A 26727-nucleotide genomic window follows, 5' to 3' on the forward strand; every position below is an offset into this window, starting at 1 on the left:
CTGCTGCTGTGGAAGGAACTACTCGCCGATGTCGGATCGCGAGGCCGCGCGCACGATGGTGCTCTGTTCCCTGGCGGTCAGCACGCCCCTCGTCACCAGCTCGGCGGTGACCCGTTCGACGTGCCGGACGAACGTGCCGTGGTCGGAGTACCCGCGGTGCTGGTCGATGAGATCGCTGACGGTGCAGCCGTTGCCGGTGTCGGTGTTCGGGACCCGGGTGTCGTCGTGCCCGATGACCACCGTCTCGCGCGTGTCGGAGTCGGGGCACGCATCCGCCCCCTGCTCCACCACGGTGAACGACACCGATTTCTCCGCCGCGGTGTTGCCGGCTTTGTCGGTGGCCCGGTACCGCACGGTGTGCGGGCCCGCGGCGCCGACCACGAACGCCGACGAGTACGCGGTCCAACCACCGCCGTCCACCGCGTACTCGACCCGGTCCACGCCGGACTGCGCGTCCGTCGCGGTGATCGTCACCGTCGCGTGGTCGACGTAGTCGCCGTGGGGGTTCGTGGCTCCGGACACTGCGGCGGACGTCGACGGTGCCGTGGTGTCACCTGGCGGCGCGACGACGGTGAAGGCGACCACGCCCTCCGGCGAGACGTTCCCGGCGTTGTCGGTAGCGCGGTAGTGGACCATGTGCGAACCGGGCGCGGTGACGTCGAACGTTGCCGTGTAGGCGGTCCACGGTCCGGAGTGCAGCCGGTACTCGCGGCTGCGGACGCCGGAGTCGGAGTCGGTCGCGTTGATGGTGACGGTCGCCTTGCCGACGTAGTTGCCCTCGGTGTCCTTGGTCCCGGCGACGTCGGCCGAGACCGCGGGCGGAGTCGAGTCGGACTGTGGTTCGACCACGCGGAACGACACCGATCCGACCTCGGAGGTGTTGCCCGCCCGGTCGGTCGCCCGGTACTGCACGGAGTGGTCGCCGATCGCGGTGACCCGGACCGGCTGGGTGTAGGGCGTGAAACCGGTGTCGTCCACCTCGTACTCGACCAGCTCCACCCCCGAGCCCACGTCCGAGGCGGTCACGGTCACCGTGGCGCTGCCGAGGTAGTTGCCGTCTGCATCCCGCGAGCCGGTGACGCCGCCTGTCACGGTGGGCGCGGTGGTGTCCTCGCCGGCGTCGGTCACCGTGAACTCGCCGACCATCGAGCCGTGGCCGGGGATGGTGCAGAGGTAGCGGTACTTGCCGGGGGTGAGCGTCACCGTGGCCTCGTGCCTGCCGTTGCGGTCGTCGAACGGGTTGGCCAGGATGTTCAGGTCGACGTCGCTGTTGTAGCCCGACGTGGACGTGTCGAAGGTGAGGGTGTGCGGCATACCGGTCGTGTTGCCGGTGGCCTCGCTGTTCTCGAAGACGATCTTCGTCGGACCCGGCGCCGCGGTGGTCGGCGCCGACTTGTAGCGGGTGATGTCGTTGTCGGCGGTCCAGGTCAGCACCTGTTCCTGGAGCTGGACGGGAGCGGCCGGCAGCGCGGCGGCCGGGATGACCGCGGTCAGGGACGCCCACATCAAGGCGGCCGTCACCGCGGCAGTCGAACGTCGGAACATGCTGCACCTTCCCTGAGTGCGGGGCCGGCCGGCGCGCTTGCCCGCGCACCGGCCGGCCTCACGCGGCTACCGCGACCGCACTCGGACGTTGCGGAAATCAATCACGTCGTTGGTGCCGTGGTTCTGCAGACCCAGGAAGCCGGTGGCGAACTGGCGCAGGTCAGTCGGAGGGTCGCTCGGCCGGGACGACTGCTTGCCCGGCGTGTTGTCGAACTCGTTGATCACCACACCGTCGCGGATGATCGTGTAGTGCTGCCCGACGACCCGGATCTCGTAGTCGTTCCAGACGCCCTTCCCGGGCGTGCCGGACGGGGGCGGTCCGACCGGGTCGAAGTTGTAGATCGACCCGGTCTTCTGCGGCTCACCGGTCGCACCGTCGTAGATCTGGACCTCGTGCCCGCAGTAGATCGCCACCCACGCCGCCGACGTCCGCGCGGAGCCGATGGTCCCGCAGCTGCCCGGCGGGCGTTGCTCCACGGGCGTGCGCGGGTCGGGGAACCTGGTGAACACACCGCTGTTGGCGCTGGTGCCCTCCGGTGACATGTCGCGGAACTGCAGCCTCACCGAGAAGTCGCCGAACTGCTTGCGCGTGTACCACAACATGCCCAGCCCGCCGGCGGAGCGCAGCGAGCCGTCCGGCTGGATCGAGAACGACCCGCCCGGTGCCTGCGTCCAGCCGCGCAGCGACTCCGCTGTGCCGTCGAAGATCGGCTCGTACCCGGTGTCGGCCGCCGTGCCGACATCCGAGCCGGCGGCGGCACGGGCCAGCGCGGTGTTCTCGCGGCCGGTGATCACGCCGTCGCGCTGCAACCGGTCGGCGACCGCGGTGACGTGGCGGACGAACGCGCCGTGGTCGACCCACGGGCTTTCGTCGTCGATCAGGTCGTTGACCGTGCAGCCGCCGCCGACCTGCTCGTTGGCCACGCCCGAGTCCGCGTCGCCCAGCCACACCGTGCCCCGGTCGTCGGGAACCGCGCAGCCCACGTCCACGGTGACCGGCACGACCTGCGTCTCGCCGTCTGCGTAGGTCACGGTGAGCTTGGCGTGGTACTCGCCGACCCGGGCGTAGGTGTGCCGGGGGTCGGCTTCGGTGGACGAGGCGCCGTCGCCGAACTCCCAGCGGTGCGACACGCCGCCGGACCGCGAGCCGGTGAAGGCGATGGTCAGCGGCCTGTTCTGGACCGCGACGGAGGTTGCGGCCGGTACCGGCGTCTTGGCCCCACCCCGGTAGGTGATCCGGATCAGCTTCTGGTTCGGGTGCAGGCTGAAGAACCCGCCGCCGTAGTCGAGCAGGTAGAGCGCGCCGTCGGTGCCGAACTTCGCGTCCATCCAGCTCTGCAACCGGTCGTCGCCGACCCCTCCCGGGATGATCGCGCGCAGGCTCTCGGCGAAGGCAGGGGGAGCGGCCGTCGGCACACCGGCCGGGTCGACGGTCACCGCGACCCGGTTGGCCGAGTTGGACTGGTCACCGATGAACCACTTGTCGTCCCAGTGCTCCGGCCACGCGACACCGCTGCCGGTGTCGACCAGCTCGCGGTGGTAGGTGGGCCCGGTCATGATCGCCTGGCCGCCGCCGCGCAGGTACGGCTGGGTGTAGGTGGCGTCGGCGGCGTTGTAGGTGGGGATGCCGCTGCCGTCCGGGCGGGCCGGGAAGACCGGGCCGCCACCGCCCGGCGCGTACCAGATCATGTTGTTCTCGACCGGCGGCAGGTCGACCAGGCCGGTGTTGCGCGGCGAGTGGTTCTTCGGCGCGTCGCAGTCGTACCACCCGGTCAGCACGGTCGCGTCGGTGGCGCTGCGATCGCGGTAGGGCTGCTTGTTGCCCATGCAGTAGGGCCAACCGTGGTTGCCCGCCTCGGTGATGATCGTCGCGGTCTCGTACTTGGCCGGACCGAGTTCAGGATTCGGCTGGGACGCGTCCGGACCGACCCAGGCCGCGGTCAGCCACTGGGTGACGGGGTCGATCTGCAGGCGCGAGATGTTCCGCACGCCCATCACGTAGATCTCCGGGCGGGTCTTGTCGGTGCCCGGGGGGAACAGGTTGCCAGGCGGGATCGTGTACGTCCCGTCCGGCTCGGGGTGGATGCGGATGATCTTGCCGTTCAGGTCGTTGGTGTTCCCCGCTGTACGGCGGGCGTCCTGGAAGGACAGCCCTTGCCACTCCGCGGTCCAGTTGTTGCCGGAGTAGCCCTGGGAACCCTGCGAGGAGTTGGCGTCCCCCGATCCCACGTACAGGTTGCCCTTGGCGTCGAACGCCATGCCGCCGCCCGCGTGGCAGCAGCTGTGCTGCTGGACTTCCCACTGGAGCAGGTCCTTGCGGGTGGCCAGGTCGATCGTCTGCGCGGCGCGGTCGTAGGTGAGCCGCGAGATCGTCCGCTTGCCGGTCCGCTTCTCCCGGTCCACGGTGTCCTGAGGCATCCAGTAGACGTAGATCCAGCCGTTCTCGGTGAACTCCGGGTCGGGCACGATGCCCAGCAGGCCTTCCTCGTTCTTGACCAACTCGGTGCCGCTGCCGCGGTTGCCCATCACCGGTAGCGTCGCCAGCAGCTCCACCTGCTTGGTACCCGGCTTGAACTGGTGGATCGTGCCGCAGCCGAGGCCGACCTTCGGGTCGGTCCAGGGGACGACCGGGCCGGTCGGGCAGGCCGCCTTGCCGACGTAGAACACCGTGCCGTCCGGGGCGACGGTCAGGCCGTGCGGCTCGCCGATCTGGTCGAGCTGACCGGGTTGGTTGGCCGCGGTCAGCCGCTCGATCTTGTAGTTCGCCGCGATGGTGGCCTGGCAGTCGCCGCGCGCCAGGCCGGTCGTCCACTTGAGAGCGCCCGTCAGGTGGCTGCGGAGAGCGTCTTCGCCGTAGCTGTCCTCGGTGTGGCCCATGCCGGTGTAGAAGGAGCGACCGCCTTCGTAGTCGCGGCACCAGGACACCGGGTGGAACGGGCCGTTGGCGCCCGGACCGGGGTCGTAGTGCCGTTCCTCCACCTGGGCGACCGCGTGCACGGTGCCGACCGGGCTCGGGTCCCAGTTGTACCAGCGGTCCGATCGGGTGATGTTCAGCGGCAGGCCCTCGTTGGCCGGGTGCTGCCGGTCCAGGACGTTCACCACGGAGCGGTGCACCCCCGGCTCCGGCGCGGGCGTCGGGTCGCCGGAGAACAGGCGCAGGTCGGCCAGTTGGGTCATCGGCTCGCCCGAGTTCGCTGTGATGTCCAGCCGGTAGTGCTGGAACGACCGCGGCTCGGCGATGGTGAACGTCCGGCTCTGGAAGCGTTCCGCGAACGCCTGGCCGGTGCGGCGGTCCAGGTCGGTCCAGGTCGTGCCGTCCGCGGAACCCTGCAGGGTCCAGTCCTTCGGGTCACGGCCGGCGGCGTCGTTGGCCGAGGTGAGCGCGTAGCGGTTCACCGCGGCGGACGCGGGCAGCCGGTAGGCCGCCCACGCTGTCGGGCTCTTGACCAGCCACTTGGTCTCCGGTTTGCCGTCGGCCAGCATGTCCTTGGTCTCGTTCGGCGCGTTCTCGGCGCTCGCCGTCACCGCGCTCACCGTCTCGGGGGTGGCGGTGGTGCCGACCGGGCGCGTGCCGATGAGACCGGTGAACCAGGACGACTCGGGCTGGGCCTTCGCGGCGTCGGCCACTCCGAGGAACCCGCCGCCGTCCCTCATGTGGTTCCGCAGCGCCGCTTCCTGGTCACGGCTGAGCGCCACGCCCGCCGCGGACAGGAACACGACACCGCGGTACTTGGTGAGGTTGTCCGCGGTGAACACGGCGGGATCGGACGAGGAGTCGACGGTGATGCCGTTGGCCGCGCCGAGCTCCCGGAAGGCCTGCGTGGCGCGGGCGACCGGGTCCCGCTGCTCGGCGACCGGGCCGTGGAAGACCAGGACCGACACCGGTGCGGCGGCGGTGACGATCGGCGCCTGCCGCGGCGCCGCCGGTGCAGCGGTCGCGGCGGTGAGCGATCCGGCGAGCACGACCACCGCGGCGGTCACCGCCGACAACGCCCTTCTCCCTGATCTCCTGCGATTTCCGCCTGCAGACATCCTTGGCCCCATCCTCACTCCTTCGTCGTGGCCGGGCCGCGAGGTCATCGCGATGGCGAGTGCTGGTGCTGCCCGTCCCCCTCGGCAGGGGCGTGCACCGGCGGAGCTTGTGCTGCTGCCGCGCCGTGGTCGTGCCCGTGGAAGCGGTCGACGGCCTCCTGCGCGCCGGGCGGCATGGTGCCGTCGCCGTTGCGCACGAGGAAGATCCCGGACATCCCGGTCTCCGAGTGGCTCTGCACGTGGCAGTGGTACATCCACGCGCCGGGGCCGACGCCCTCGCCCGCCAGGACCTGGAACCCGAACGAGCTGCCGGGGTTGAGGTCCTTGTTGTCCACCACCTGGCTCGGGTCGGCCGGACCTTCGAGCATCCCGGTGCGGTTGTCGGCCCACCGGTGCGCGTGCAGGTGGAAGGTGTGGAACTGGTTGCCGTGCCCGATCGCGATCCACTCCACCCGCTGGCCGAGGTTGGCCTCGAACATCGGCGTGTGCGGCGCGATCCGGTTGTTGATCGTCATCTCGTTGAACACGACGGTGAACTGCTTGTCGGGCAGGATGTCCCCTCTCCGGCGCACGATCAGCGCGCCGTACAGCCCGCGCGCGATGCCCAGGGAGCCGTGGTCGGTGCCCATGGCGTGGTCGTGGTAATGCCAGTAGCCCGCGTTGCCGGGCATCAGGCGCCTGCCCGCGGTGGCCGTCATCTCCCGCGAGCGCCAGGTGTACGTGCGCGTCTCGCCCGGGTTGTTGAAGGAGGCGTTGAGCGGGCTGCCGTCCGACTCGACGCCGTAGTCGACGCCGTGCGGGTGGATGGACATCCGCCGGTCGGTGTTGTTGACGAGGGTGATCTCCAGCGTGTCGCCCTCGTAGATCTCCAGGATCGGACCCGGAACGGTCGCTTGACCGGGTGCCAGACCGTAGCCGTACAGGTTGTCGGGCAAGGCTTCCGCGTACAGGGTGATCCTCTTGACCACGCCCGCCTGCGCACTGGCGGCGTGCCGGGGCACCACCGGGCCCAGGGTCGTGGCGACCGGCACGGCCAAGCCCGCCGTGCCGGTCGCCAGCACGGCGCGACGGGACACGAGCCTGGTGAACCAGCCGGGTTGGACGGGCTCGTCCATCGTTCTCCATCCAGGTCGACGGCGTCCGCCCGGAAAGGGCGCCACCGGTGCCGAAAAGGCTAGGAACAATGAGGGCGTGGGCGGCTCAGGAATGGGCGGAACGCCCATTCCCCGCGTTGAACGGACCGTCCGAGTCGCGTCGGTGCGGACGGCGTTGAAGGTCGTTGTTGTCCGGTCTGCGGTTCAGCGAAGTTTGGCAGTCTTTCGCCTCAACCACCTGCAACTTATGCACGGTTCCAACAAAAGTGAAGGGCCAAGTGGCCTAACGGGGCGGACATTCTGTGTCATATTGTGGGACGCCTGCGTCGCGTTCACTCGATTGGCTCAGTTGCGGTCGTGCGCGTGTACTCGACAAGTGCTCCTCAAGCAAACGTCCATGGCTTGCGCTTGGCGTGCGTGGTGCGTCGGTGCTCATCGGGTAGTGCCGCTAGCTGCGGAAATGGGCCTGAGCGGACGATGTGGCACCGGGTTCCGAAATTTCGGAGAGCACCGCTGCGGGCGGCCGCATTGCCGCCGGGATGCGCGATCAGGTGGTATCCCAACCAGAAGGTGCCGGTCTCGATGGTGGGTTTGGCGGACCGTGGACCGGACGGCGGCCGACCGCTCGGTCATCGCCTCGCCGCCGCGTTCCTGCGTGCGGGGTCGGCTGAACCGCACCGTCCACTTCGGCCTCCTCTGGCGGTCGGGAATGTCGCATTCGACCGTCCGTGTGCCCTTCGTGGGCCGCAGTGCACCTTGCCCCCTGCAGACAAGGAGTCCGATCATGAATTCATCGCGGAGAACGGTTCGGCGAACGACCGTCCTGCTGGCCGCGGCGCTGTCGGTGGCCGGCGTGCTGGCCTGGCCGGACGGCCTGCCCGCTCGGGCCGAGGAGGCGAACTCGTCACCGGCCGGGTGGGAGCGGTCCCACGAGCGCCACCCCACCGGGCAGCTCGCCCTCAACGTGCACCACACCGTGCACCTGGTCGCTTCCGCGGTCAGCTCCGGGGTGCTCGGCATCAAGTGGGAGTGGCCGTAGCGGGTGGCGAACCCGCCCGAGAGGAGGATGGCCGCGTCCAGGCCGAAACCCGGCCGGCTCCGGCGCACGCCGGCTTGGTCCATCGCCCGTGCCCGACGACGTCGCGGCCTGTGCGTGTGGGGCAGGAGCCGGCGTGATGCCTCAGACGGTGCGGGGTCGCCACGGCTCGTGCTCGTGTGCGAGCCACACCAGCTCTGGGTCGAGCGCGAGGACCCGCTGACGGCCTTCGGTGGGCGGCTCGTCGAACTCGCCGTGCCAGACCGCCACGTCGCCGCCGATGACGATCGGACGCCCGCCGGTCTCGACGACGACCACCTGCGAGCCGCGCGTGTGGCCCGGCGCCGGGACGAGTCGGAGCCCGGGAAGCAGCTCCAGCTCGCCGTCGACCGGCACGTACCGCACGCCGGGCGCGTCGACCCACTCGCGGATGTAGACGTCCTCGCTGCGCGCGTCGTCGAGCTCCCGGCGCTGGACGTAGATCGGCTTGCCGGCGAAGAGGTGGTTGCCGCCGCAGTGGTCACCGTGCAGGTGGGTGTTGACGACGATGTCGATGCCGGCGAGATCGAAGTCCTGCTCGCCGAGTGGCCGGAGGCGGGGATCGAGGTCGGCGGCGGCCGGATGCAGCTCCGTCATGCCGGTGTCGACCAGCACGCGCCCTCGCGGATGGTCGATGACGTGCACGTAGATCGGCATCCGCTCGCCCTCGACGTGCAGGTCGGCGACGAAGACCGGCGTGACGGTGATCGAGGCGGGATCGCTCATCGCGCAACGCCCTCCGCGCGCACCGACGCGCGGCCCACGCACGTCTCGCGCCGGCGCCACGCGCGCAGGAACGCCTCCTGGACGAGGTCCTCGGCCTCCTCGAACGAACCGGGCAGGCGGTAGCGGTGGAGGTGCGGCTCGCGGCGGTGCGGCTCGACGCGGGCGCCGAAGGCCTGCTCGTCGAGCGGCCCGAGGTCGTCAGTGGTGGGGGTCATGGTGGTATGACGACGGGCGGCCCGAAAACTCATCACCGACACCGGACCGCGTCCCGAGGTCGTCCGGATCGGGCCGCGCCGGTTCCCCGCTCCCGCTTCGCCCATCGCGCACCTCTCCTGTGCCACCCGCCATCCGGTTGATTCCGGTGCGGCGCCGAGTCCGCGGTCTCGTCGCAGGATAGTTCGATCAGCCTGCGCCGGAGCGCTGGCCCGACTCACACGGGGCGTCGTCCTCGACGGCCTGGACGACCGCCGTTCCGGATGGCGCGAGCCGCACCCGCCGACACCTCCGGCGCGGTCGCCGTCGGAGTTCTGGTGCGGGAACCGGCCGAACCGGGTGTCGTGCTCGACCTGCGGGAAGCGGTAGAAGGCCTCCGAGTCGGGTTCCCCGATCGTCGGCGCGGTCGTCCGTCCAGCGAACCGCGCGGGGCGGCCGTAGATTCTGCCCACGGAGACGAGCGGCGTCCTCCCGGCGGCGCCCTGACCGGCGCCGTGGGCGCATCGCACCGGGACCGAGGTCACCCGTCCAGGTGATCGGCACACCGCGTGCGGAAGGGAGCGGTCGTGCGGGAGCCAGGTTTCCGGCGGGAACTGGACGCCCGCCGCCACCAGCGGGTCGGCGTGGACTGGGCGGGCGGGCTGCCGGCGCAGTACGGCGTGGCGCCGAGGGTCCGGGTGGGACGCGACCGGTGGTTCAACCTGCTGTGGTTGATCCCTCTCGCGTTCCTGTTCCTCGTGATCGGCATCGCGGTGGCCAAGGGGCTGCGCGAGTTGCCCTCCGTGCAGCGGTTCATCGAGGCCCACCCCGGCGACTCGGAGCTGCCCGCCGGGGCCCCGGTGGGCATCCCGGCGTGGCTGGGCTGGCAGCACTTCCTCAACGCGTTCCTGATGATCTTCATCATCAGGTCCGGCATCACCGTCCTGGCCGACCACCCGCGCCTGTACTGGACGCGGAACTCCACTCCAGGCTCGGAGTGGTTGCGGATGCAGAAGCCGGTGCCCGACGACCCGGACTACACCGCCAAGGCCGACTCCATCACGTTGCCGGACGGGGTGGGGCTGCCCGGTCGGCGGCACTCGATCGGCCTGGCCCGGTGGTGGCACCTGGGTGCGGACGTGCTGTGGCTGGTCAACGGCGTCGTGTTCTACGTGCTGCTGTTCACCACCGGGCAGTGGGTGCGGCTGGTGCCGCTGAGCTGGGAGGTGGCGCCCAACGCGCTGTCGGTGGCCATCCAGTACCTGTCGCTGGACTGGCCCACCGAGAACGGCTGGAACAACTACAACAGCCTTCAGCTCGTCTCCTACTTCGTCACGGTGTTCATCGCGGCCCCGGCGGCGCTGATCACCGGGCTGGGCATGTCGCCCGCCCTGTCGACGCGCTTCCACCGCGTCAGCTCGGTGCTGAGCATCCAGTTGGCCCGCTCGCTGCACTTCCTGGTGCTGTGCTGGTTCCTGGTGTTCATCGTCGTGCACGTGACGTTGGTGCTCACCACCGGCGCGCTGCGCAACCTGAACCACATGTACGCCGCGAACGACTCCGGGACCTGGGTCGGGTTCGGCATCTTCGCCCTGTCCCTGGTGGTGATGGTCGTCGCCTGGGTCGCGGCCACCCCCGTCACCTACCGGCACCCCCGCCTGGTGCGGCGGATCGGCTACGCCCTCATCGGACCCGCGCAGCGGCTCTTCGAGCACATCGACTCCAAGGCGGGTCGCTACACCGACAAGGACATCTCCCCGTTCTTCTGGGCCAACGGGCGCGTGCCGGACTCCGAGGAGTACCGGGTGCTGCGGGCCGACGACTTCCGCGACTACCGCCTGGCCGTGTACGGGCTGGTGGAGAACCCGGTCGAACTCGGCCTGGAGGACCTGCGGTCGATGCCGTACCACGACCAGGTCACCCAGCACTTCTGCATCCAGGGCTGGTCCGGCGTGGCCCGCTGGGGCGGGGTGTCGATGTCGACGGTGCTCGACCTGGTCAGGCCCCGGCCGGAGGCGAAGTGGGTGGTGTTCTACTCCTTCGCCCAGGGCTCCGACGAGGGCATCTACTACGACGTCCACGCCATCGAGCAGATGCGCTACCACCTCACGATGCTGGCGCTGGACATGAACGGCGAACCGCTGCCGTTCCGCCACGGCGCCCCCGTGCGGCTGCGCAACGAGGCCCAGCTCGGTTTCAAGATGGTCAAGTGGGTCAAGGGCATCGAGTTCGTCGACGACTTCTCCTCGGTCGGCGGCGGCCTGGGCGGCTACAACAACGACCACGAGTTCTTCGGGTACCGGCAGTCGATCTGATGGCCGACCGCACCGCCCGGCGACCGGGTCCGGGCGACGCCTGGGCCGCGGCGGTCGACCGGGTTCCGCCGAGCGCGTCGTCGTTCGTGATGGCCTCGGGCATCGTCGCCACGTGCCTGTGGCAGCAGGACCTGGTCGTGCTCTCGTCCGCGCTGCTCGTGATCGCGATCGCGGGACTGGTCGCGATCGTCGTCGTGCAGGCGACCCGCCTGGCGTGCCGGCCCGCCGCGGCGCTGCGCGACGCGCGTGAACCGGGGCGGGCCTTCGGCTACCTCACCATCGCCGCCGCCCTGGACGTCGTCATCACCGCGCTGGCCTCCCACGGCGTCCGGACCGTCGCGTCGGGCCTGCTCGTCCTGGCCGCCGCTCTGTGGCTGGTGCTCACCTACGCCATACCGGCCGTCCTGGTGCTGCGCACGACCAAGGCGCCCTCCCCGTCCGACGTCGACGGCAGCTGGCTGCTCTGGGTGGTGGGCGCCCAGTCGCTGTCGATCGCCGTGACGGCAGCCGGGACCGGCAGCGCCACCGCGACGGCCACGCTGGGGGTGGCGCTGTGGAGCGCGGGCACGGTGCTCTACGTCGTCCTCACCGCGATCGTCCTGTCACGCCTGCTGACCGCACCGAACACCGAGCAGACCATCACCCCGTCGTACTGGATCCTCACCGGCGCGACCGCGATCTCGGTCCTGGCCGCCGTCCACGTCCTGTCCCTCCCGGCCGGCCCCCGAATCCTGGGTGCCACGGAGGAGTTCGTGTCCGGGACCGCGATCGCGCTCTGGGCGTTCGGCACCTGGTGGCTGCCCCTGCTGATCATCTTCGGCCTCTGGCGCTACCTGATCCACCACCACCCCGTGCGCTACGAGACCGGCCTGTGGAGCGTCGTCTTCCCGCTCGGTACCTACGCCACGGCGAGCACCGCGCTCGGCGACACCCTGGACCTGCCCTTCCTGCGGACCACGGGCACGGTGACGACCGCGATCGCCACGGTCGCGTGGATCGCGACGACCGCCCTGATGCTGACCGCCGCCGTCACCTGGCTTCGCGGGCGGACCGCTGACGACCGTGGGCGACCGACTGCGTGGTCGGACGGGTCCGATCCTCGGTGACCCACGAGACCAGCAGGGCGTGCCCGCCCGCCGGCCCGATCGCGAGGTGGGATGAACCGGTGGCTGCGGGTCGACGACCCGGGCGGTCCGCGACCGCTCGGCGGCGCGGACCGGTCGCGCGGGGGTCCCGTGGTTCACACCCGGCCTCACGGGCGACCCTGCCGCACTGGTGTGTCGGTGGATCGACCATGCCTCGGTAGAGGTACGCGGAGCCGGGCAGGGCGAGCACCAGCAACGAGGCGGCGCGGGTTCTCGTGCACCCCGTCCTGGGCGGCGCGGACGTCCACGCCGGGGAGCAAGGCCGGGTTCGCAGGCGTGCGCGTGCCTGCGAACCCGGCCCCCCTTGTCCCACCTGTCGTGGTCATCCGCCCATAGGCGCCCCCGCGCGGGCTTCCTGGGCGTTCAACGGACGCAGAGTCAGCGTGTACTCGTAAGTGCTGTCGGGTCGGACCTGGCTGCGGGTCCGTACGGGGTTGGGGGTGTCACCCACACCGGTGACGGCGTGGCTCGCGTGCAGGGTGACCCAGCCCTTGTTGCGCTGGAGTTGGAACGGGTAGGCGGCCCGGTCGAGGTCGTCGTACGGCGTGACGCTGACGTCCTTCGCGCCCGCCACGAGCAGTCCGCCCGTCTTGCCGTCGGTGAGCAGCGCCCATCGGCTGTCCGTGTGGTTGCCGTGGTCCTGCGGGCGGTGGTAGTCGACGTACTGCTCGTCCACGGTGGACGAGTGGACGCCGATCGGGGTGCCGTCCTTGCGGTCGACGTAGCTCTCGGCCTTGCGTCCGTACCAGGCGAACCGGTCGTAGCTGTCCGGCACTGCCAGCGAGACGCCGATCCTGGGCAGGTAGGGCAGCGTGCGCATGGCGCCTTGCGGGGTGACCTTGTGCCCGAGCCGCAGCACGCCACCGCGCTCGACGGTGTAGGTCATCGTCTGGTCGAACCAGGCGCCCGTGACGTCGGGAGCGGCCACCCGGCTGTCCACGACGACGCGCACGCCCCCGGGGGAAGCCGGTTCGACGCGGACGCCGGTGACCGTGGTGGCGAGCCGGTCGAGTCCGACCGCGCGCCAGTCCTCGCCCTCCGCGCGACCCCACCGGAAGGTCTCGTTGCTGATCGGAGCGCGCCATGCGTCGAGCTCCGGCCCGCTGCGCAGCAGTTCGCGGTCGCGCACCTTGATCGACGACAGCGTGCCGGTCCGCTTGTCCACCGTGTAGCCGACGCCCTCGGCGGATGCCGTGACCGCCGCCGCGTCGTCGGTGGTGATCGTGGCACGCCCACCGTGGGTGCTCCGGTCGTGGTCGAGACCTGGGATCCTGGTACCGCCGAGGGGGAACTGGTCGTGCGCGAGCACGTGCCCGGCGGGCACCATCGGCAGCGCCGCCGTGGTGACGGCTTCCACGGTGAGGAACCGTTCCCGGTCGGCCGGGTTCGGCGGTGCGGGGATCCGGATCGTGCCGGTCGAGTTCGCCGCCACGCGCAGCGGCTGGTCCCCGCTGGTCACGACCCGCGAGCCCTCGGTGACGCGCCACCGCAGCGTGAGGTCCTCGGTACCGGTGAACTGCCGCTCGTTGAGCACCGACAGCACGCCCCCGGTGTAGCCGAACCGCAGTGGTTGCTGCGCCCACGCCATCTGGGTCGTCTCGGGCTGGGGATCGCGGTCGGGGCTGACCAGGCCGTCGAGGCCGGAGATGCTGGAGCCGTAGGACAGGTGGGTGCCGCGTTCCTCGATGCGGTCGAAGTCGAGCGCGAGCACCGCGCCGCCAACGGGCTCGGCCGCGTTCAGCTCAGCCGGGGTGAGGGTGCGGTCATAGACGCGGACGTCGTCCACGGTGCCGTGAGCCATCCGCCCGACGTTGCTCGGGTCGTTCCACGACGTCTCGAAATCACGGCCGATGTTGACCTCGGCCGACGAGGGGTCGATCGGTCCGTCGAACGGCTTGCTCGCGACCTCCCGGCCGTCGATGTACAGGCGCAGTGCGGTGCCGTCGTAGGTGCCGCTGACCCGGTGCCAGTTGCCGTAGAAGTCGCTCGGCACGGTGGCCTGCACCGCCTGCCAGGTGCCGCTGTGGATGAAGAACTCCAGCGTGCGCTCGTCCTTCATCTTCAACGCGTACTGGTGATCGCCCTTGCCGACGATCCGGAAGTCACCGCTCCAGGCCGCGGGCTTGACCCACGCGTCCAGGGTCAGCGCCTTGCCGGTGATGTCGAGCCTGCGGTCGCGGTAGACCTCCACGAAGTCGTCCAGGCCGGACAGGAACAACGCCTTGCCGCGATGCCCGTCGACCAGCTCCGGCGCACCGGACAGGTGCGCGGGGATGTTGTTGCCGGACGAGTCGGGCAGGATGCGCACCCGCTGCCGGATGCTGCCCTCGGCCCAGTCCCAGATGAAGCCGCCCTGGGTGGCGGGGTTGGCGCGGATGGTGTCCCAGAACTCGCGGAAGTTGCCGAGGCTGTTGCCCATCGCGTGCGCGTACTCGCCGAGGATGATCGGCTTCGCGGTGCTCTTCGCCTGTTCCTCGAACCGCTCGGGTGACGGGTAGCGCGGGCCCCACACGTCGGCGAACGGCGCGTCACCGTCCGGGTTGTTGGACTGGTGGTACTTGGGCCGGGTCGGCTCGTTGGCGTCCAGCCACTCGGCCATCGCGTAGTGGTGCGCGCCGAGACCGGCCTCGTTGCCGGTGTCCCACAGGAACACGCTCGGGTGGTTCTTGTCCCGCTCGACCATGGCCGTGAAGCGATCCAGGAACGCGGCCCGCCACTCCGGCTGGTTCGCCTGGCACCAGCGCGAGCAGTCCTCGTGGTTGTGGGTCTCGATGTCGACCTCGTCGGCGATCCACAGGCCGTGCTTGTCGGCCAGCTCGTAGAAGTACGGGTCGGACGGGTAGTGCGAGGTGCGCACCGCGTTGACGTTGAGCTGCTCCATCAGCGCCACGTCGCGCTCCTGCGCGGCGCGCGGGACGTGCCTGCCGTGGTCGGGGTCGGTCTCGGCGCGGTTCACGCCCTTGAACAGGACGCGCTTGCCGTTGACCAGCAGCTGCTCGTCGCGGATCTCGATCTCGCGGAAGCCGGTGGTCTCGGAGGTGATGTGCGTCGTGCCGTTGGGCGCGGTCAGGGTGAGCACGGCGGTGTGGAGGTTCGGCGTCTCGTCGGTCCACTTGGCGGGGTCGCGGACGGGCAGCTCGAACCGGGTGGTGCCGCCCGTGCCGGTGATCTCGACGTCCCGGGCGGCGGACGCGATCTCCTTGCCGCGGGCGTCGTGCAGGCTCAGTGCCAGGCGGTGTGCGCCGGTCGTGCCACCGGGCTTGCGCCCCACCTCGACGTCGGCGGACAGCACGGCGTCGGTGTAGGTGGCGTCCAGGTCGGTGCGCAGGGTGACGTCGCGGACGTGCGTGGCGGGCGTGGAGACCAGGCGCACCGAGCGGAAGATGCCCGAGTAGCGCCACTGGTCGACGTCCTCCAGGTACGCGCCCGCGCTCCAGCGGTGCACCTGCACGGCCACGCGGTTGCGGCCCGGCTTGAGGGCGACCGAGATGTCGAACTCCGCCGGGGTGTAACCGCCCTGGTCGTAGCCGACGTAGGTGCCGTTGACCCACACGAAGTAGGCCGACGTCACGCCTTCGAAGCGAAGCACGGTGGTGCGGTCGGCCCAGTCACGCGGTACGTCGAAGTCCTTGGCGTACGCGCCGGTCGGGTTGACGTCACGCGGCACGCGAGGCGGGTCGTCCGGCTGGATCTCGGTGGCGATGTTGCGGAAGATCGGGTGGTCCAGCCCGTCCGTCTGCCAGGTGTGCGGCACGGTGACCCGCCGCCAGCCGGAGGTGTCGAAGCCGCCGGCGTGGAAACCGGCCGGGACTTCCTCGGGCCGCTTGGCCATCGCGATGCGCCACTCGCCGTCCAGGGAGCGCGTGTACGGCGTGTGCTCGCCACCCCGGACGGCCGAGGCCACGTCGGCGTGCGGTGGCAGGAAGACGTGGGCCGGTTCCTGGTGCTCGGCGACCATGCCGGGGTTTTCCAAGTAGGACGCGTAGAGGTCGCCCGGGGGAGCGGCGGACGCGGTGCCGGGGCTGACGCCGACGACAGCACCACCCAGAACCGACAACACCACTGCGAGGACGCGCGAGCGCGACATGCCGAACCTCCCTCTCTTCTTCCGGCGACGAGCGGCTGCGGTGCCCGGTCCCGCTCTGCGCGGGCAGGACCGGACACCGGTGTTCCGGCGGGGTCGAGTTACCTCATGTTGGCCACGACGAAGGGCGCGTGGCCGTGCAGGTAGTTGCTCCAGCCGCCGGTGACGGGTGCGCCCGCCCTGAGCAGGTTGGTGGAATCGCTGCCGGTGTGGAGCTTCCAGGCGGTCCAGGAGACGCCGTTGGTGCGCATCCAGTCGATCCAGGCCTGTGCCTCGGGCAGGCAGGTGCGGCCGTCGGTGCCGCCGTCGGCGTGGCTGGCGCCCCACTCGGTGACGAACAGCGCGAGGCCGGCGCGGATCGCCGCGTTGCCCCTGTCGCGCAGCCAGGAGCCGTGGCTGCACGAGTAGAAGTGCAGCGTGTACACGAGGTTGGTGCCGGACACCGGGCTGGCCGCGGCCTGGTCGACGCCCTGGGACCAGTTCGGCGTGCCGAGCACGATGATGTTGTCGGGGTCGGCGGCGCGGATCGCGGAGACCACGGCCTGGTGGTAGGGCTTGACGACGCCGGTCCAGCTGACCTGGAGGGGTTCGTTCCAGGGCTCCCAGATGACGTTGGGCAGGTGGCCGTAGCGGCGGGCCAGGTCGCTGAAGAACGCGACCGCCTGCGACCGCGAGTTCTGCGCCTCGTGGGCGTGGTAGTCCACGATCACGTAGACCCCGGCGGCGACGGCGTTGTTGATGATCGTCTCGACCTGGCCGCGGGCCCTGTTCGGGTCGCTGAGGTAGGCACCGGACGGTTCCACGCCCATCGCGGCCCGGATGACCTGGAGGTTCCAGTTGTCGCGCATCCACCGCAGCGCCGAGAGGTTCTCGGCGTAGGCGGGGCTCTCCCAGTTGAGCCAGAAGCTGCTCACGCCGCGCAGTTGGACCCGTGCGCCGGTGCGGTCGCACATCGTGGTGCCGCAGACGCGCAGTTGCCCGTGGCGGGCGACGGGGGTGGTGCCCGCCGGCGGGGTCGTGGTGGTCGTGGAGGGGCCGCCGGTGGTGGTCCACCGCTGGTTGGACGCGCCGGTGCAGGTCCAGAGCACGATCAGGGTGCCGTTGGCGGTCCCGGCGCCGGTGGCGTCGAGGCACAGCCCGGACTGCACGCCGCGGATCGTGCCGTCGCTGTTGACGTCCCACTGTTGGCCGGCGCTGCCGTTGCAGTCCCAGATGGTGACGGCGGTGCCCGCGGTGGTGCGGCTGCCGGCGGCGTTGAGGCACTTGGTGCCGTACACCTGCAACTGGCGGGACGAGGTGGTGTTGAAGGTCTGGTTCGCGCCGCCGGTGCAGTCACGCAGGGCGACCTGGGTGCCGTTGGTCTGGGAGGACCCCGGTACCTCGACGCAGCGGCCTGAGCCGACGCCCTTGATCGCGGTGGTGGCGGCCGAGGCCGTGCTGATGACGGTCAGGAAGGTGCCCACGAGCACCGGGACGGCCACGAGAGCCGCCAGCAAGGGGCGGATCCGTGTGCGGCGCCGGCTCGCGTCGGTGAGGGCCGGTCGTGCTGGTTCCACTTGTTCTCCCTCGGGGTGAGGAGTCCGGGCCGGCAGGGCTCGGCCCGGTGTCGGTGTGAAGGCGGGACGCCGACCCGGCTCAGCGCCGGGACGACCGGTGTGAGAGCGACGTGGGCTCGGCCGTGTGTCGCAGGGCGCGCATGCGATCTCCTCGATCCACGAGGGGTGACGTCAAGGCGGCGGCGCACATAGTTAATCACACGATGAAACGAAGTCAAGGTGTGGCGCGGACGCGGGCAGCCGTGCTGGATCGTCCGGTCGTGCTCGGCTCCCGGCGTCGTCGCCCGCGGCCCGGCACCGGTCCGAACGGTATCGTCGCGTCGTGACGACGCCAGCCCGCGCTCGTGCCGCGTCGACGTGGCCGGACCTGCCCGAAGCAGCTCGTGACGTGCTGCTGGAAGTGCTGATCCACGGGCCCAGGTCCCGAGCCGAGATCGCCCCGCGGGTGCGCCTGTCGAGGGCGACCCTGACCCGTGCGGCCCGGGTGCTGGTCGGTCACGGGCTGCTGGTCGAGGGCGGCACCGAACTGCGCTCCTCCACCGGGCGTCCCTCGGAGATCCTGCACGTCCGCGGCGAGGCGCACCACTTCCTGGGCGTGAAGCTCACCGCCGACCGCCTCTACGCCGTCGTCGCCGACCTGACCGCCACGGTGACCGAGGCCGTCGAGGAGCCGTTGCCCTCCACCGACCCCGACGAGGTCGTCGCCCGGATCGCCGAGCTCGCGGCCGACCGGCCGTGGTTGACCGGGATCGGTGTCACGTTGGGTGGTGTCGTTCGTGACGGCGTGGTCGTCGACGCTGGGTTCCCGGCTTGGAAGAGCGTGGCTCTCGCGGCACCGGTCACTCGAGCGACCGGGCTGCCCGTCGCCGTCGACAACGACGTCCAGGCGTTGACCTCCGCCGAGCACTGGTTCGGCGCCGGTGCGGGCGTGGGCTCGATGGTGTTGATCACCGTTGGCGCGGGCGTCGGCACCGGCCTGATCATCGACGGCAAACTCGTCCAGGGCGCACACCGCCTGCCGCCCCGTTTCGCCCACCTCCTCGTCGACCCCGAAGGACCGCGGTGCGGCTACGGTCACCGGGGCTGCGCCTCCAGCTACCTGATGGGCCACGTCATCGCCCGCCGGGTCGACGGCTGCGACACCTTCGACGAGGCGGTCGAGAGGGCACGGGCCGGTGACCCCGGCGCCCAGGAGGTCTTCGCCGAGGCCGGCTACGCGCTCGGTGTCCTCATCGGACACGCGGCCAACTTCCTCGACCCGGAGAAGATCCTGCTCACCGGAGACGGTCTGCCCATCCACGAGCTCGCCACCGGCCAGATCCGCGACGGCATCGAGGACACCTACGAGGGCGACCTCGCCCTGATCGACCTCAACGTACAACCGTTCGACTTCAGTGAGTGGGCGCGCGCCGCCGCGGCGCTCGCCATCAAGTCCGCGATCACCGGCACCACCTGATCCCGCCGCCGGGGGCAGCCCGGTGTGGTGGGCATCGGACTCCGGTCGGGGTCGGCCGCCGCTGCTCGAACCCGACCGGATGCCCGTCCCGGGTGGACCGTCGATCAGATCGGCCTGACGTCGACCCAGAAGCGCGTGTCGTTGCTCAGGTTGGCGGAGTTGCTGTTGAGCTGGTCGCGGATCCAGTGGACGGCGGTCTTGTAGCCGTTGATGTCGCTCGTGTTGGGGTTGTTGATGCCGGTCTGGCCATTGCGGTGGCCGCCGAACCAGACCGTCATGCCGTAGGCGTTCTGGCTCTGGTGCAGGCACGAGATGTCGGCGGAGAGGTTGCTGTTGAGCGCGGCGCCGTTGTTCCACTGGCTGGTGGTCTGACCGCGGAACCGGTCGCACTTGCTGCGCAGCATGTACCAGTTCTGCTTGAAGATGCCGAAGTTCGCGGCGTCGTCCCGCTTGTTGTCGCCGTAGGGGTAGTTGGTGTCCATGCGCTCGGTCTCCAGCATGGCCACCGCCAGGTCGAGCACGTTGGCTCCCGCGTTGCGGACCTGCTGCTTGCGGCTGCCCAGGCCGCTGATGCTGTACGAGCCGCACCTCATGCCCGAAGGGCAGGCGGCCGTGACGACGTCGTCGGGTGCTGTGCAGTAGTAGTCGTTCCCTCGGCCCCACCCGTCGCCGACCGAGTTGCCGTCGGCGCAGTCGGAGTGGTCATCGCGGATGCTGTTCGCACCGGCTGGGACGGCGAACAGCGTCGTCCCGGCGAGTGCCAGCACCAAGGTGACCATGATCGCGGACAGTCTCCGCATGTGCTCTCACTCCTTTGTGAGTCCACTGGTCAGCCGCGGGGCGGTGTCAGCAGGATGGGCGTATTAACCGCTTAAGTCAAGTCGTCTGTTTGAGGGACATCACCTCGGCGCCCAGGAGCTGTACCGCTTAAGTATTAACTGCGACGGGCGCGAACCGCGCAGTGCGCGCATGGACCCGTCGCAGCGTTTTGATCGCGATGAAATCAACTCTTGACCCGGAGGAGCGTAGGGCTCCATCCTGGGATCCGCCCGGCTCGGCCGAGGGGTTGGCAGCGCCCCGGCGGTCGGGCACGCCACCCGTGGCGGGTGGTGTCCGTGCCGGGTCGGGCAGGGCCGGCGCCCCGGATCGCGCCGCACCTCGGTGGACTGCGCCTCCGGTTCGGCCCGACGACCTCATCCCCCCGATGTCCAACTTCGGCGCGGCGCTCTGGGAGCGCTCCCGGAGGGTAGACGAAGGAGCAGTGGTGCTCATGACCTCATTGAGAGCGCGAGCGTTCTCCGCCGTGGCGGCGATCAGCGCGTTGACCGGGGGCCTGGTGGTCGCCGGTGTGGCGGCCGCGGCCCCGGGCTGCAAGGTCGACTACGTGGTGCAGAACAAGTGGCAGGGCGGTTTCACCGGCAACGTCACGATCACCAACCTCGGCGACCCCGTCGACGGTTGGGCGTTGCGGTGGTCCTTCCCCGGTTCGGAGCGCTTCGGCCAGGGCTGGAACGCCACGTTCAGCGCGTCCGGGGCGAGCGTGACCGCGTCCAACGTGGACTGGAACCGCTCGATCCCGACCGGTGGCACGGCGTCCTTCGGTTTCAACGGGACCATGACCGGCGACGCGGTGGGCGTGCCTACGACGTTCACGTTGAACGGGACGACCTGCACGGGCAGCACCGTCCCCACGACCACGTCCTCCACCACGACGACCACCACGACGACCACCACGACGACCACCACGACGACCACCACGACGACCACCACGACGACCACCACGACGACCGGAGGCGGCACACCCCAGTGTTCGACCAACCCGGTGAACCCGAACGCGTCCGTGCAGGCGCGCAAGTTGTTGTGCTACGTCCAGTCGCAGTACGGCAACCACATCATCTCGGGCCAGCAGGAGTCGACCTGGATCGGTGGTCCGGACTACGAGATCAACCACATCCGGAACAACACCGGGAAGTACCCGGCGATCCGGGCGTTGGACTTCGGTGACTCGAAGGACCTGGCTCCGCGTGCGATCGCGTGGTGGAACGCGGGCGGCATCCCGATGATCGGCTACCACATGGGCGCGCCGACGAAGCCGGACACGTACGAGGGCACCCAGATGCAGGTGTCGATCAACGCGGTGCTCACCCCGGGCACGGCCGAGTACCAGTCGTTCATGCAGCGGTTGGACCAGGCCGCCGCGATGTTGCAGCAGCTGGAGAACGCCGGTGCGGCGGTGATCTGGCGGCCGTTCCACGAGGCCGGTGGCACGTGGTTCTGGTGGAGCAAGGAGGGCGGCGCGCAGTACAACCGGCTGTGGCGCTTCATGTTCAGCTACTTCACCAACACCAAGGGCCTGGACAACCTCGTCTGGTTGCACGGCTACAACGGTCAGCCGCAGGCGTCGTTCTACCCGGGCAAGTCGGTGGTGGACATCGGCGGCGCGGACACGTACGCGGGCAATGGCAATTACGACCCGCTCAACGCGATGTACAACTCGGTGCGCAACATCGTCGGCTCCACGCTGCCGATCGCGCTGCACGAGAACGGCCCGATCCCGGACCCGGACCGGTTGCAGTCCACCGGTACGCGGTGGGTGCTGTTCGGGACCTGGCACGGCAACCACCTGACGGTCAGCAACTCCATCGCCCACTTGCAGAAGGTCTACAACCACAGCTACGTCGTCACCCGGGACGAACTGCCCAACCTCCGGTAGTGACCGGCGCGGCCGAGACTCGCAGGTCTGGGCGATGACACCAGTGTGCGAGCCGAGGGTGGGGGACCACCGGCGAAGTTCGGCGGTCCCCCACCCTCGGCGTCGAGCCCCCTGTCGGGGTCTACCGGAAGTTGGGCAGCTCGTCGCGAGTGATGACGTAACTGCTGGCGTACACCTTCTGCAGGTGGGTGACCGAGTTGTGCTGGGTCAGGAAGTGGGAGTTCCAGGTCATGAACCACAGCCAGCGGGTGTTGGTGGACTGCAGGCGGTCCGGGTCGGGGATCGGACCGTTCTCGTGCAGCGCTACCGGGACCTGTGAGCCGACGGCGTTGCGCGCGGCGTTGTACATGGCGTTCTGCGGGTCGTAGTTGCCGCTGCCGGCATAGGTGTCGGCGCCGCCGATGTCGACGTAGGACCTGCCCGGGTAGAAGGAGCCGTTCGGGCTGCCGTTCGTGCCGAACATCCAGATCAGGTTGTTCAGCCCTTTGGTCCGGGTCAGGTAGTCGTACATGTAGCGCCAGAGCCGCACGTACTGCGCGCCGCCTTCCTTGCTCCACCAGAACCAGGTGCCGCCGGCCTCGTGGAACGGGCGCCAGATCACCGCGGCGCCGATGTCCTCCAACCGTTGCAGGTTGGCCGCGGCGGCGTCCATGCGCTGGCGGAACGAGTTGTTCTCGGCCGTGCCGGAGGTGAGCACGGCGTTGATGGACACCGCCATCTGGCTGCCCTCGTAGGTGTCGGGCTTGGTCGGGGCGCCCATGTGGTAGGCGACCTCAGGGATGCCGCCGGAGTTCCACCAGGTGATGGCGCGGCCGACGTAGTCGGTGGTCGCCTGGTCCATGCCCCGCAGGGCGGGGAGTTTGCCGGTGTTGCGCTGCACGTAGTTCATCTCGTACTCGGGACCGCCGTTCCAAGTGGACTCCTCCTGCCCGGAGATGATGTGGTTGCCGTACTGCGAGTGCAGGTAGCACAGGACCTTGCGCACCGCGGTGTTGGAGTTGGGGTTGACCGGGCTGACCGAGCACGTCGGGTCGGGCCCCGGACCGGTGCCGGCGCGCCACTGCTGGTTGGTCTGGCCGTTGCAGTTCCAGGGGTTGACCGAGGTACCGTTGGCCGTCGCGGCCCCGACCACGTCCAAGCAGAGCCCGGACTGGACCGCCGTCACGGAACCGTTGGCGTTGAGCCGGAACTTCTGGTTGGGCTGTCCGGTGCACTCCCGGATCAGCAGCCGCGCGCCCGCGGTGGTGGAGCCGTTCTCCACGTCCAGGCAACGGGTGCCGCCGAAAGTGCGCAGGTCGCCGGACGAGGTGAAGTCCCACGACTGGTTGGCCTGGCCGTTGCAGTCCCAGATCGCCACCGCCGACCCGGGCGTGGTGCTGTTGCCCACCACGTCCAGGCACCTGTTGGACGCCACGCTGATCAGCGAAGCCGGTACCGCGACCGCCGGTACGGCGCTCAACGCGGCCAGTCCGGGCACGGTCAGGACGAGCGCCAGCAGCGCCCGCCCGATTCTTCCTGTCGGGAGCATCGGATCTCCTTTGATCCATGGTGGCCGACGCCCTGGGAACACCGGTGGGCGGCGGGGGAAGTCGTCGGTCCAGCCCTCGGCCACGGGTACGCCGAGGACGATGTCGCTGCCGCCGCCGGCGTGGCCGGCGCGGAGAAAGCCCGTCCCGCCGGCGGTGTCGATGGGCGCGTCGTGCGCTGGGGCGAGGAGGGCGGATCCAGCAGGAGCGTAGTGGAGGAGCGGGTTAGTTTCAAGTTGGTACTAACATCTTGTTCCGCGTCGAAGTGTTGCGCTACGTTGCGCAAGTACCACGCCGGACGGGCGGGAGTGCGCTGTACCAACGCTCCTCGCCGTCCACCGGAGGCGGACGCGGTCGCCCCTCGCTCGTCTCTGGTCCCCTGCCGCCGTGTCGACGACGACACGCGCACCCTGGAGGCTTACGTGGAGATCAACCGACGCAACTTCTTGGAGTTGGGTGCGACCGGGATCGGAGTGGCGAGCCTGTCCGCTTTGGGTGTGAGTGCGCTGGGTGTGCCGGCAGCCGCCGCGCCCGCGGGTGCCGCCACCGAGACCCTGCTGCTGACCGGATCCGACGCGGACAACACGGTCCCCTGGGACTTCCAGGTGACCGAGGGTCGCAACGCCGGGGTGTGGCGCACGATCCCGACGCCGTCGAACTGGGAGTGCCACGGCTTCGGCACCTACCAGTGGGGCTGGAACCTGCGGCCCAACGAGAAAGGCCTGTACCGGCGGCGTTTCACCCCACCGTCGACGTGGTCGGGTAGGCGGATCTTCGTGGTGTTCGAGGGTTCGATGACCGACACCGAGGTGCGGATCAACGGCACCCTGGCCGGTCCGATCCACCAGGGCGGGTTCTACCGGTTCCGCTACGACGTCACGTCGTCGGTGCGGTTGGGGCAGGAGAACCTGCTGGAGGTCACGGTCAGCCGGGACTCGGCGAACAACTCGGTCAACGACGCCGAACGCCGCGGCGACTACTGGAACTTCAGCGGCATCTACCGGCCCGTGTCGCTCCAGGCGTTCCCGGCCTCGCGGATCGACCGGGTCGCGATCGACGCCAAGCACACCGGCGCGTTCCGGGTGGACGTGCACCTGGCCGGGGTGAGCGCGGCCGGCCGGGTGGTCGGACAGCTCCGCCGACTCGACGGCACGGCGGTCGGTGGCCCGTTCTCGGTGGCGGTCTCGTCGGGTGCGACGACGGCGACGCTGACCACGTCGGTGTCCTCGCCGCAGACGTGGACCGCGGAGACGCCGAACCTGTACCTGGTCGACGTGCAGCTCACGGACAGCGGCGGCACGCCCCTGCACGGGACGACCGAGCGGTTCGGATTCCGCACGGTGGAAGTGCGCGCCGGGGACGGCGTGTACGTCAACGGGTCGAAGGTCATCCTCAAGGGCACCAACCGGCACACGTTCTGGCCGACCCTGGGTCGCGCGTCCAGCCCGCGCATGGCGCGCACGGACATCCTCCTCATGAAGGAGATGAACAACAACGCCGTCCGCATGTCGCACTACCCGCCGGACACGTTCTTCCTCGACCTGTGCGACGAGCTCGGCCTGTACGTGATCGACGAGCTGGCCGGTTGGCAGAAGCGCTACGACGAGAACGTGGGCGCTCCGCTGGTCGCCTCCATGGTGACGCGGGACGTCAACCACCCGTCGATCGTGATGTGGGCCAACGGCAATGAGGGCGGCTGGAACACCGCTCTGGACGACGACTACGCCCGCTACGACCCGCAGCGTCGTCCGGTGATCCACCCGTGGGCCACGTTCAGCGGGATCAACACCGACCACTACGAGACCTACGACAGCACCCGGAACATCCTCAACGGCTCGGCGATCCACCTGCCGACCGAGTTCCTGCACGCGCTCTACGACGGCGGCGCGGGTGCGGGACTGAACGACTACTGGGCGTTGCTGGGTGCGGGCGCGCGCCGGGCGGGTGGTTTCATCTGGGCGTTCGTGGACGAAGGGCTCCGCCGTGACGACCGGGGCGGTGTCATCGACACCACCGGCAACTCCGGCCCGGACGGCATCCTCGGCCCGTTCCGCGAGAAGGAAGCGTCCTTCTACACCATCCGCGACATCTGGTCGCCGGTCCAGCTCGCCAACCCCGGCTACTACACCACCACGTTCCCCACGGGCTTCGACGGCCGGGTCAACGTCGTCAACCGCTACGACCACACCAACCTGCAAGGCTGCCGGTTCAGCTGGCAGCTGCTCAGGCAAGCCGCACCGGGCGCGTCGAGCACCGCGCCGACCGTGATCGCACAGGGCGCCGTCGCCGGTCCGAACACCGCGCCGGGGGCCACCGGCTCGGTCGCCCTCGGGCTACCCGGCACGTGGGCGGACGCCGACACGGTGCGGGTCGACGTCCTGGACCCCACCGGCCGCACGATCGGCACCTGGAGCTGGCGGATCAAGAAGGCGGTCGACCTCGCGCGGCGCATCGTGGTCCCCGCCTCGGGCACCACGTCCGTCACGGAGGACAGCAACAGCGTGACCATGACCGCGAACGGCACCGCCGTCACGATCGCCAAGTCGTCCGGCAGGCTGTCCCGCGTCAACCGCAACGGGACCGCGGTGTCGCTCACCAACGGCCCCGCCATGGCCGTGGGTTCGGCGGCGCTGACCGGCATCTCGCACTTCCGCGACGGCACCGGCCACGTCGTGCAGGCCACCTACAGCGGCGACCTCGACCAGGTGCGCTGGCGGCTGGACTCCAACGGGTGGCTGCGCCTGGAGTACCGCTACACCCGCACCGGCCCGCACGACTTCCTCGGCGTGAACCTCGACTACCCCGAGAACCGCGTCCTGGGCATGACCTGGCTGGGCGACGGCCCGTACCGGGTCTGGAAGAACCGGATGCGCGGCGTGCACCACGGTGTCTGGACCAAGGACTACAACCGCACCGCCACCGGCGCGAGCGCCTGGCAGTACCCGGAGTTCAAGGGCTACCACGCCAACACCTACTGGGCCGCCCTGCGCACCACCGAAGGCACCATCACCCTCGTGTCCGAGCAGGAGAACCTGTTCCTGCGCCTGTTCACCCCCGATGTCGGCGCCAGTCCGATGAGCGCCACCGCGCCGTTCCCCGGCGGCGGGATCTCGCTGCTCGACGCCATCCCCGCCATCGGCAACAAGTTCCACACGGCCGACACCCTGGGCCCGAAAGGACAACGGACCACGGCCACCGGCCAGTACAACCGGACCGTCCACTTCCGCTTCACCGCCTGACCCGGCGCACCGGCCGGTCGGCGGGGACG

Annotated in this window: 15 protein-coding genes; 6 read left to right on the forward strand and 9 right to left on the reverse strand. The window is 70.0% G+C overall.

Going from position 1 to position 26727, the window contains the following annotated elements:
- Positions 1–18 precede the first annotated feature (18 nt).
- The 3 genes from B0I31_RS37885 to B0I31_RS37895 form a co-directional block, all read right to left on the reverse strand.
- The gene (locus B0I31_RS37885) at positions 19–1545 is read right to left on the reverse strand and encodes an OmpL47-type beta-barrel domain-containing protein (RefSeq protein WP_106620201.1); all 1527 of its coding nucleotides are present in this window, start codon (positions 1543–1545) and stop codon (positions 19–21) included.
- A 66-nt stretch (positions 1546–1611) separates the two neighbouring features.
- Positions 1612–5589 carry a ThuA domain-containing protein gene (locus tag B0I31_RS37890; RefSeq protein WP_425444478.1) on the reverse strand — a complete coding sequence of 1326 codons (3978 nt, stop codon included), beginning with the start codon at positions 5587–5589 and terminating at the stop codon, positions 1612–1614.
- Between the two features lie 32 nt (positions 5590–5621).
- Positions 5622–6692 carry a multicopper oxidase domain-containing protein gene (locus tag B0I31_RS37895; protein WP_106620203.1) on the reverse strand — a complete coding sequence of 357 codons (1071 nt, stop codon included), beginning with the start codon at positions 6690–6692 and terminating at the stop codon, positions 5622–5624.
- Positions 6693–7455: 763 nt separating this feature from the next.
- Between B0I31_RS37895 and B0I31_RS37900 the strand changes: the two genes are divergently transcribed.
- The gene (locus B0I31_RS37900; RefSeq protein ID WP_146174105.1) at positions 7456–7710 is read left to right on the forward strand and encodes a hypothetical protein; all 255 of its coding nucleotides are present in this window, start codon (positions 7456–7458) and stop codon (positions 7708–7710) included.
- A gap of 141 nt (positions 7711–7851) precedes the next feature.
- Here B0I31_RS37900 and B0I31_RS37905 read toward each other — a convergent pair whose 3' ends face one another.
- On the reverse strand, positions 7852–8472 hold the full coding sequence (locus B0I31_RS37905) for an MBL fold metallo-hydrolase (protein ID WP_106620205.1): 621 nt from the start codon (positions 8470–8472) through the stop codon (positions 7852–7854).
- Positions 8469–8687 carry a sigma factor gene (locus B0I31_RS37910; RefSeq protein WP_106620206.1) on the reverse strand — a complete coding sequence of 73 codons (219 nt, stop codon included), beginning with the start codon at positions 8685–8687 and terminating at the stop codon, positions 8469–8471. The genes B0I31_RS37905 and B0I31_RS37910 overlap by 4 nt, the downstream gene beginning before the upstream one ends.
- Before the next feature lie 564 nt (positions 8688–9251).
- Between B0I31_RS37910 and B0I31_RS37915 the strand changes: the two genes are divergently transcribed.
- Both B0I31_RS37915 and B0I31_RS37920 read left to right on the forward strand, forming a co-directional pair.
- Entirely contained in the window at positions 9252–10979 is a 1728-nt protein-coding gene (locus tag B0I31_RS37915; protein ID WP_219910991.1) for a molybdopterin-dependent oxidoreductase, read from the forward strand.
- Positions 10979–12085 (forward strand): tellurite resistance/C4-dicarboxylate transporter family protein, encoded by a 1107-nt coding sequence (locus B0I31_RS37920; RefSeq protein ID WP_106620207.1) that lies wholly within the window; start codon positions 10979–10981, stop codon positions 12083–12085. Before B0I31_RS37915 ends, B0I31_RS37920 begins: the two co-directional genes overlap by 1 nt.
- Positions 12086–12446: 361 nt before the next feature.
- On the opposite strand, the gene B0I31_RS37925 is transcribed toward B0I31_RS37920, so the two are convergent.
- Both B0I31_RS37925 and B0I31_RS42360 read right to left on the reverse strand, forming a co-directional pair.
- Positions 12447–16211 carry a glycoside hydrolase family 2 TIM barrel-domain containing protein gene (locus B0I31_RS37925; RefSeq protein ID WP_106620208.1) on the reverse strand — a complete coding sequence of 1255 codons (3765 nt, stop codon included), beginning with the start codon at positions 16209–16211 and terminating at the stop codon, positions 12447–12449.
- A 98-nt stretch (positions 16212–16309) separates the two neighbouring features.
- Entirely contained in the window at positions 16310–17764 is a 1455-nt protein-coding gene (locus B0I31_RS42360) for a cellulase family glycosylhydrolase (protein WP_106620209.1), read from the reverse strand.
- Between the two features lie 322 nt (positions 17765–18086).
- Here B0I31_RS42360 and B0I31_RS37935 point away from each other — a divergent pair, with 322 nt between their 5' ends.
- Positions 18087–19220, forward strand: a complete 1134-nt coding sequence (locus B0I31_RS37935; RefSeq protein WP_245950733.1) for an ROK family transcriptional regulator — start codon at positions 18087–18089, stop codon at positions 19218–19220.
- Between the two features lie 104 nt (positions 19221–19324).
- On the opposite strand, the gene B0I31_RS37940 is transcribed toward B0I31_RS37935, so the two are convergent.
- Positions 19325–20020, reverse strand: a complete 696-nt coding sequence (locus tag B0I31_RS37940) for a lysozyme family protein (RefSeq protein ID WP_106620211.1) — start codon at positions 20018–20020, stop codon at positions 19325–19327.
- 470 nt (positions 20021–20490) lie between these two features.
- Here B0I31_RS37940 and B0I31_RS42365 point away from each other — a divergent pair, with 470 nt between their 5' ends.
- Entirely contained in the window at positions 20491–21933 is a 1443-nt protein-coding gene (locus tag B0I31_RS42365; protein ID WP_245950734.1) for a glycosyl hydrolase, read from the forward strand.
- 121 nt (positions 21934–22054) lie between these two features.
- On the opposite strand, the gene B0I31_RS37950 is transcribed toward B0I31_RS42365, so the two are convergent.
- Positions 22055–23461 (reverse strand): glycosyl hydrolase, encoded by a 1407-nt coding sequence (locus tag B0I31_RS37950; RefSeq protein ID WP_106620213.1) that lies wholly within the window; start codon positions 23459–23461, stop codon positions 22055–22057.
- Between the two features lie 420 nt (positions 23462–23881).
- Between B0I31_RS37950 and B0I31_RS37955 the strand changes: the two genes are divergently transcribed.
- Complete coding sequence (locus B0I31_RS37955) at positions 23882–26698, forward strand: glycoside hydrolase family 2 protein (RefSeq protein WP_245950735.1); 2817 nt, start codon at positions 23882–23884, stop codon at positions 26696–26698.
- Positions 26699–26727: the final 29 nt, after the last annotated feature.

It is taken from the genome of Saccharothrix carnea, from assembly GCF_003014735.1.
Taxonomy (GTDB): Bacteria; Actinomycetota; Actinomycetes; order Mycobacteriales; family Pseudonocardiaceae; genus Actinosynnema; species Actinosynnema carneum.

Coding starts and splice junctions, on each gene's coding strand:
- B0I31_RS37885 (WP_106620201.1), bottom strand. CDS start 1,545: ATGTTCCGACGTTCGACTGCCGCGGTGACGGCCGCCTTGATGTGGGCG.
- B0I31_RS37890 (WP_425444478.1), bottom strand. CDS start 5,589: ATGGGGCCAAGGATGTCTGCAGGCGGAAATCGCAGGAGATCAGGGAGA.
- B0I31_RS37895 (WP_106620203.1), bottom strand. CDS start 6,692: ATGGACGAGCCCGTCCAACCCGGCTGGTTCACCAGGCTCGTGTCCCGT.
- B0I31_RS37900 (WP_146174105.1), top strand. CDS start 7,456: ATGAATTCATCGCGGAGAACGGTTCGGCGAACGACCGTCCTGCTGGCC.
- B0I31_RS37905 (WP_106620205.1), bottom strand. CDS start 8,472: ATGAGCGATCCCGCCTCGATCACCGTCACGCCGGTCTTCGTCGCCGAC.
- B0I31_RS37910 (WP_106620206.1), bottom strand. CDS start 8,687: ATGACCCCCACCACTGACGACCTCGGGCCGCTCGACGAGCAGGCCTTC.
- B0I31_RS37920 (WP_106620207.1), top strand. CDS start 10,979: ATGGCCGACCGCACCGCCCGGCGACCGGGTCCGGGCGACGCCTGGGCC.
- B0I31_RS37925 (WP_106620208.1), bottom strand. CDS start 16,211: ATGTCGCGCTCGCGCGTCCTCGCAGTGGTGTTGTCGGTTCTGGGTGGT.
- B0I31_RS37940 (WP_106620211.1), bottom strand. CDS start 20,020: ATGCGGAGACTGTCCGCGATCATGGTCACCTTGGTGCTGGCACTCGCC.
- B0I31_RS42365 (WP_245950734.1), top strand. CDS start 20,491: ATGACCTCATTGAGAGCGCGAGCGTTCTCCGCCGTGGCGGCGATCAGC.
- B0I31_RS37950 (WP_106620213.1), bottom strand. CDS start 23,461: ATGCTCCCGACAGGAAGAATCGGGCGGGCGCTGCTGGCGCTCGTCCTG.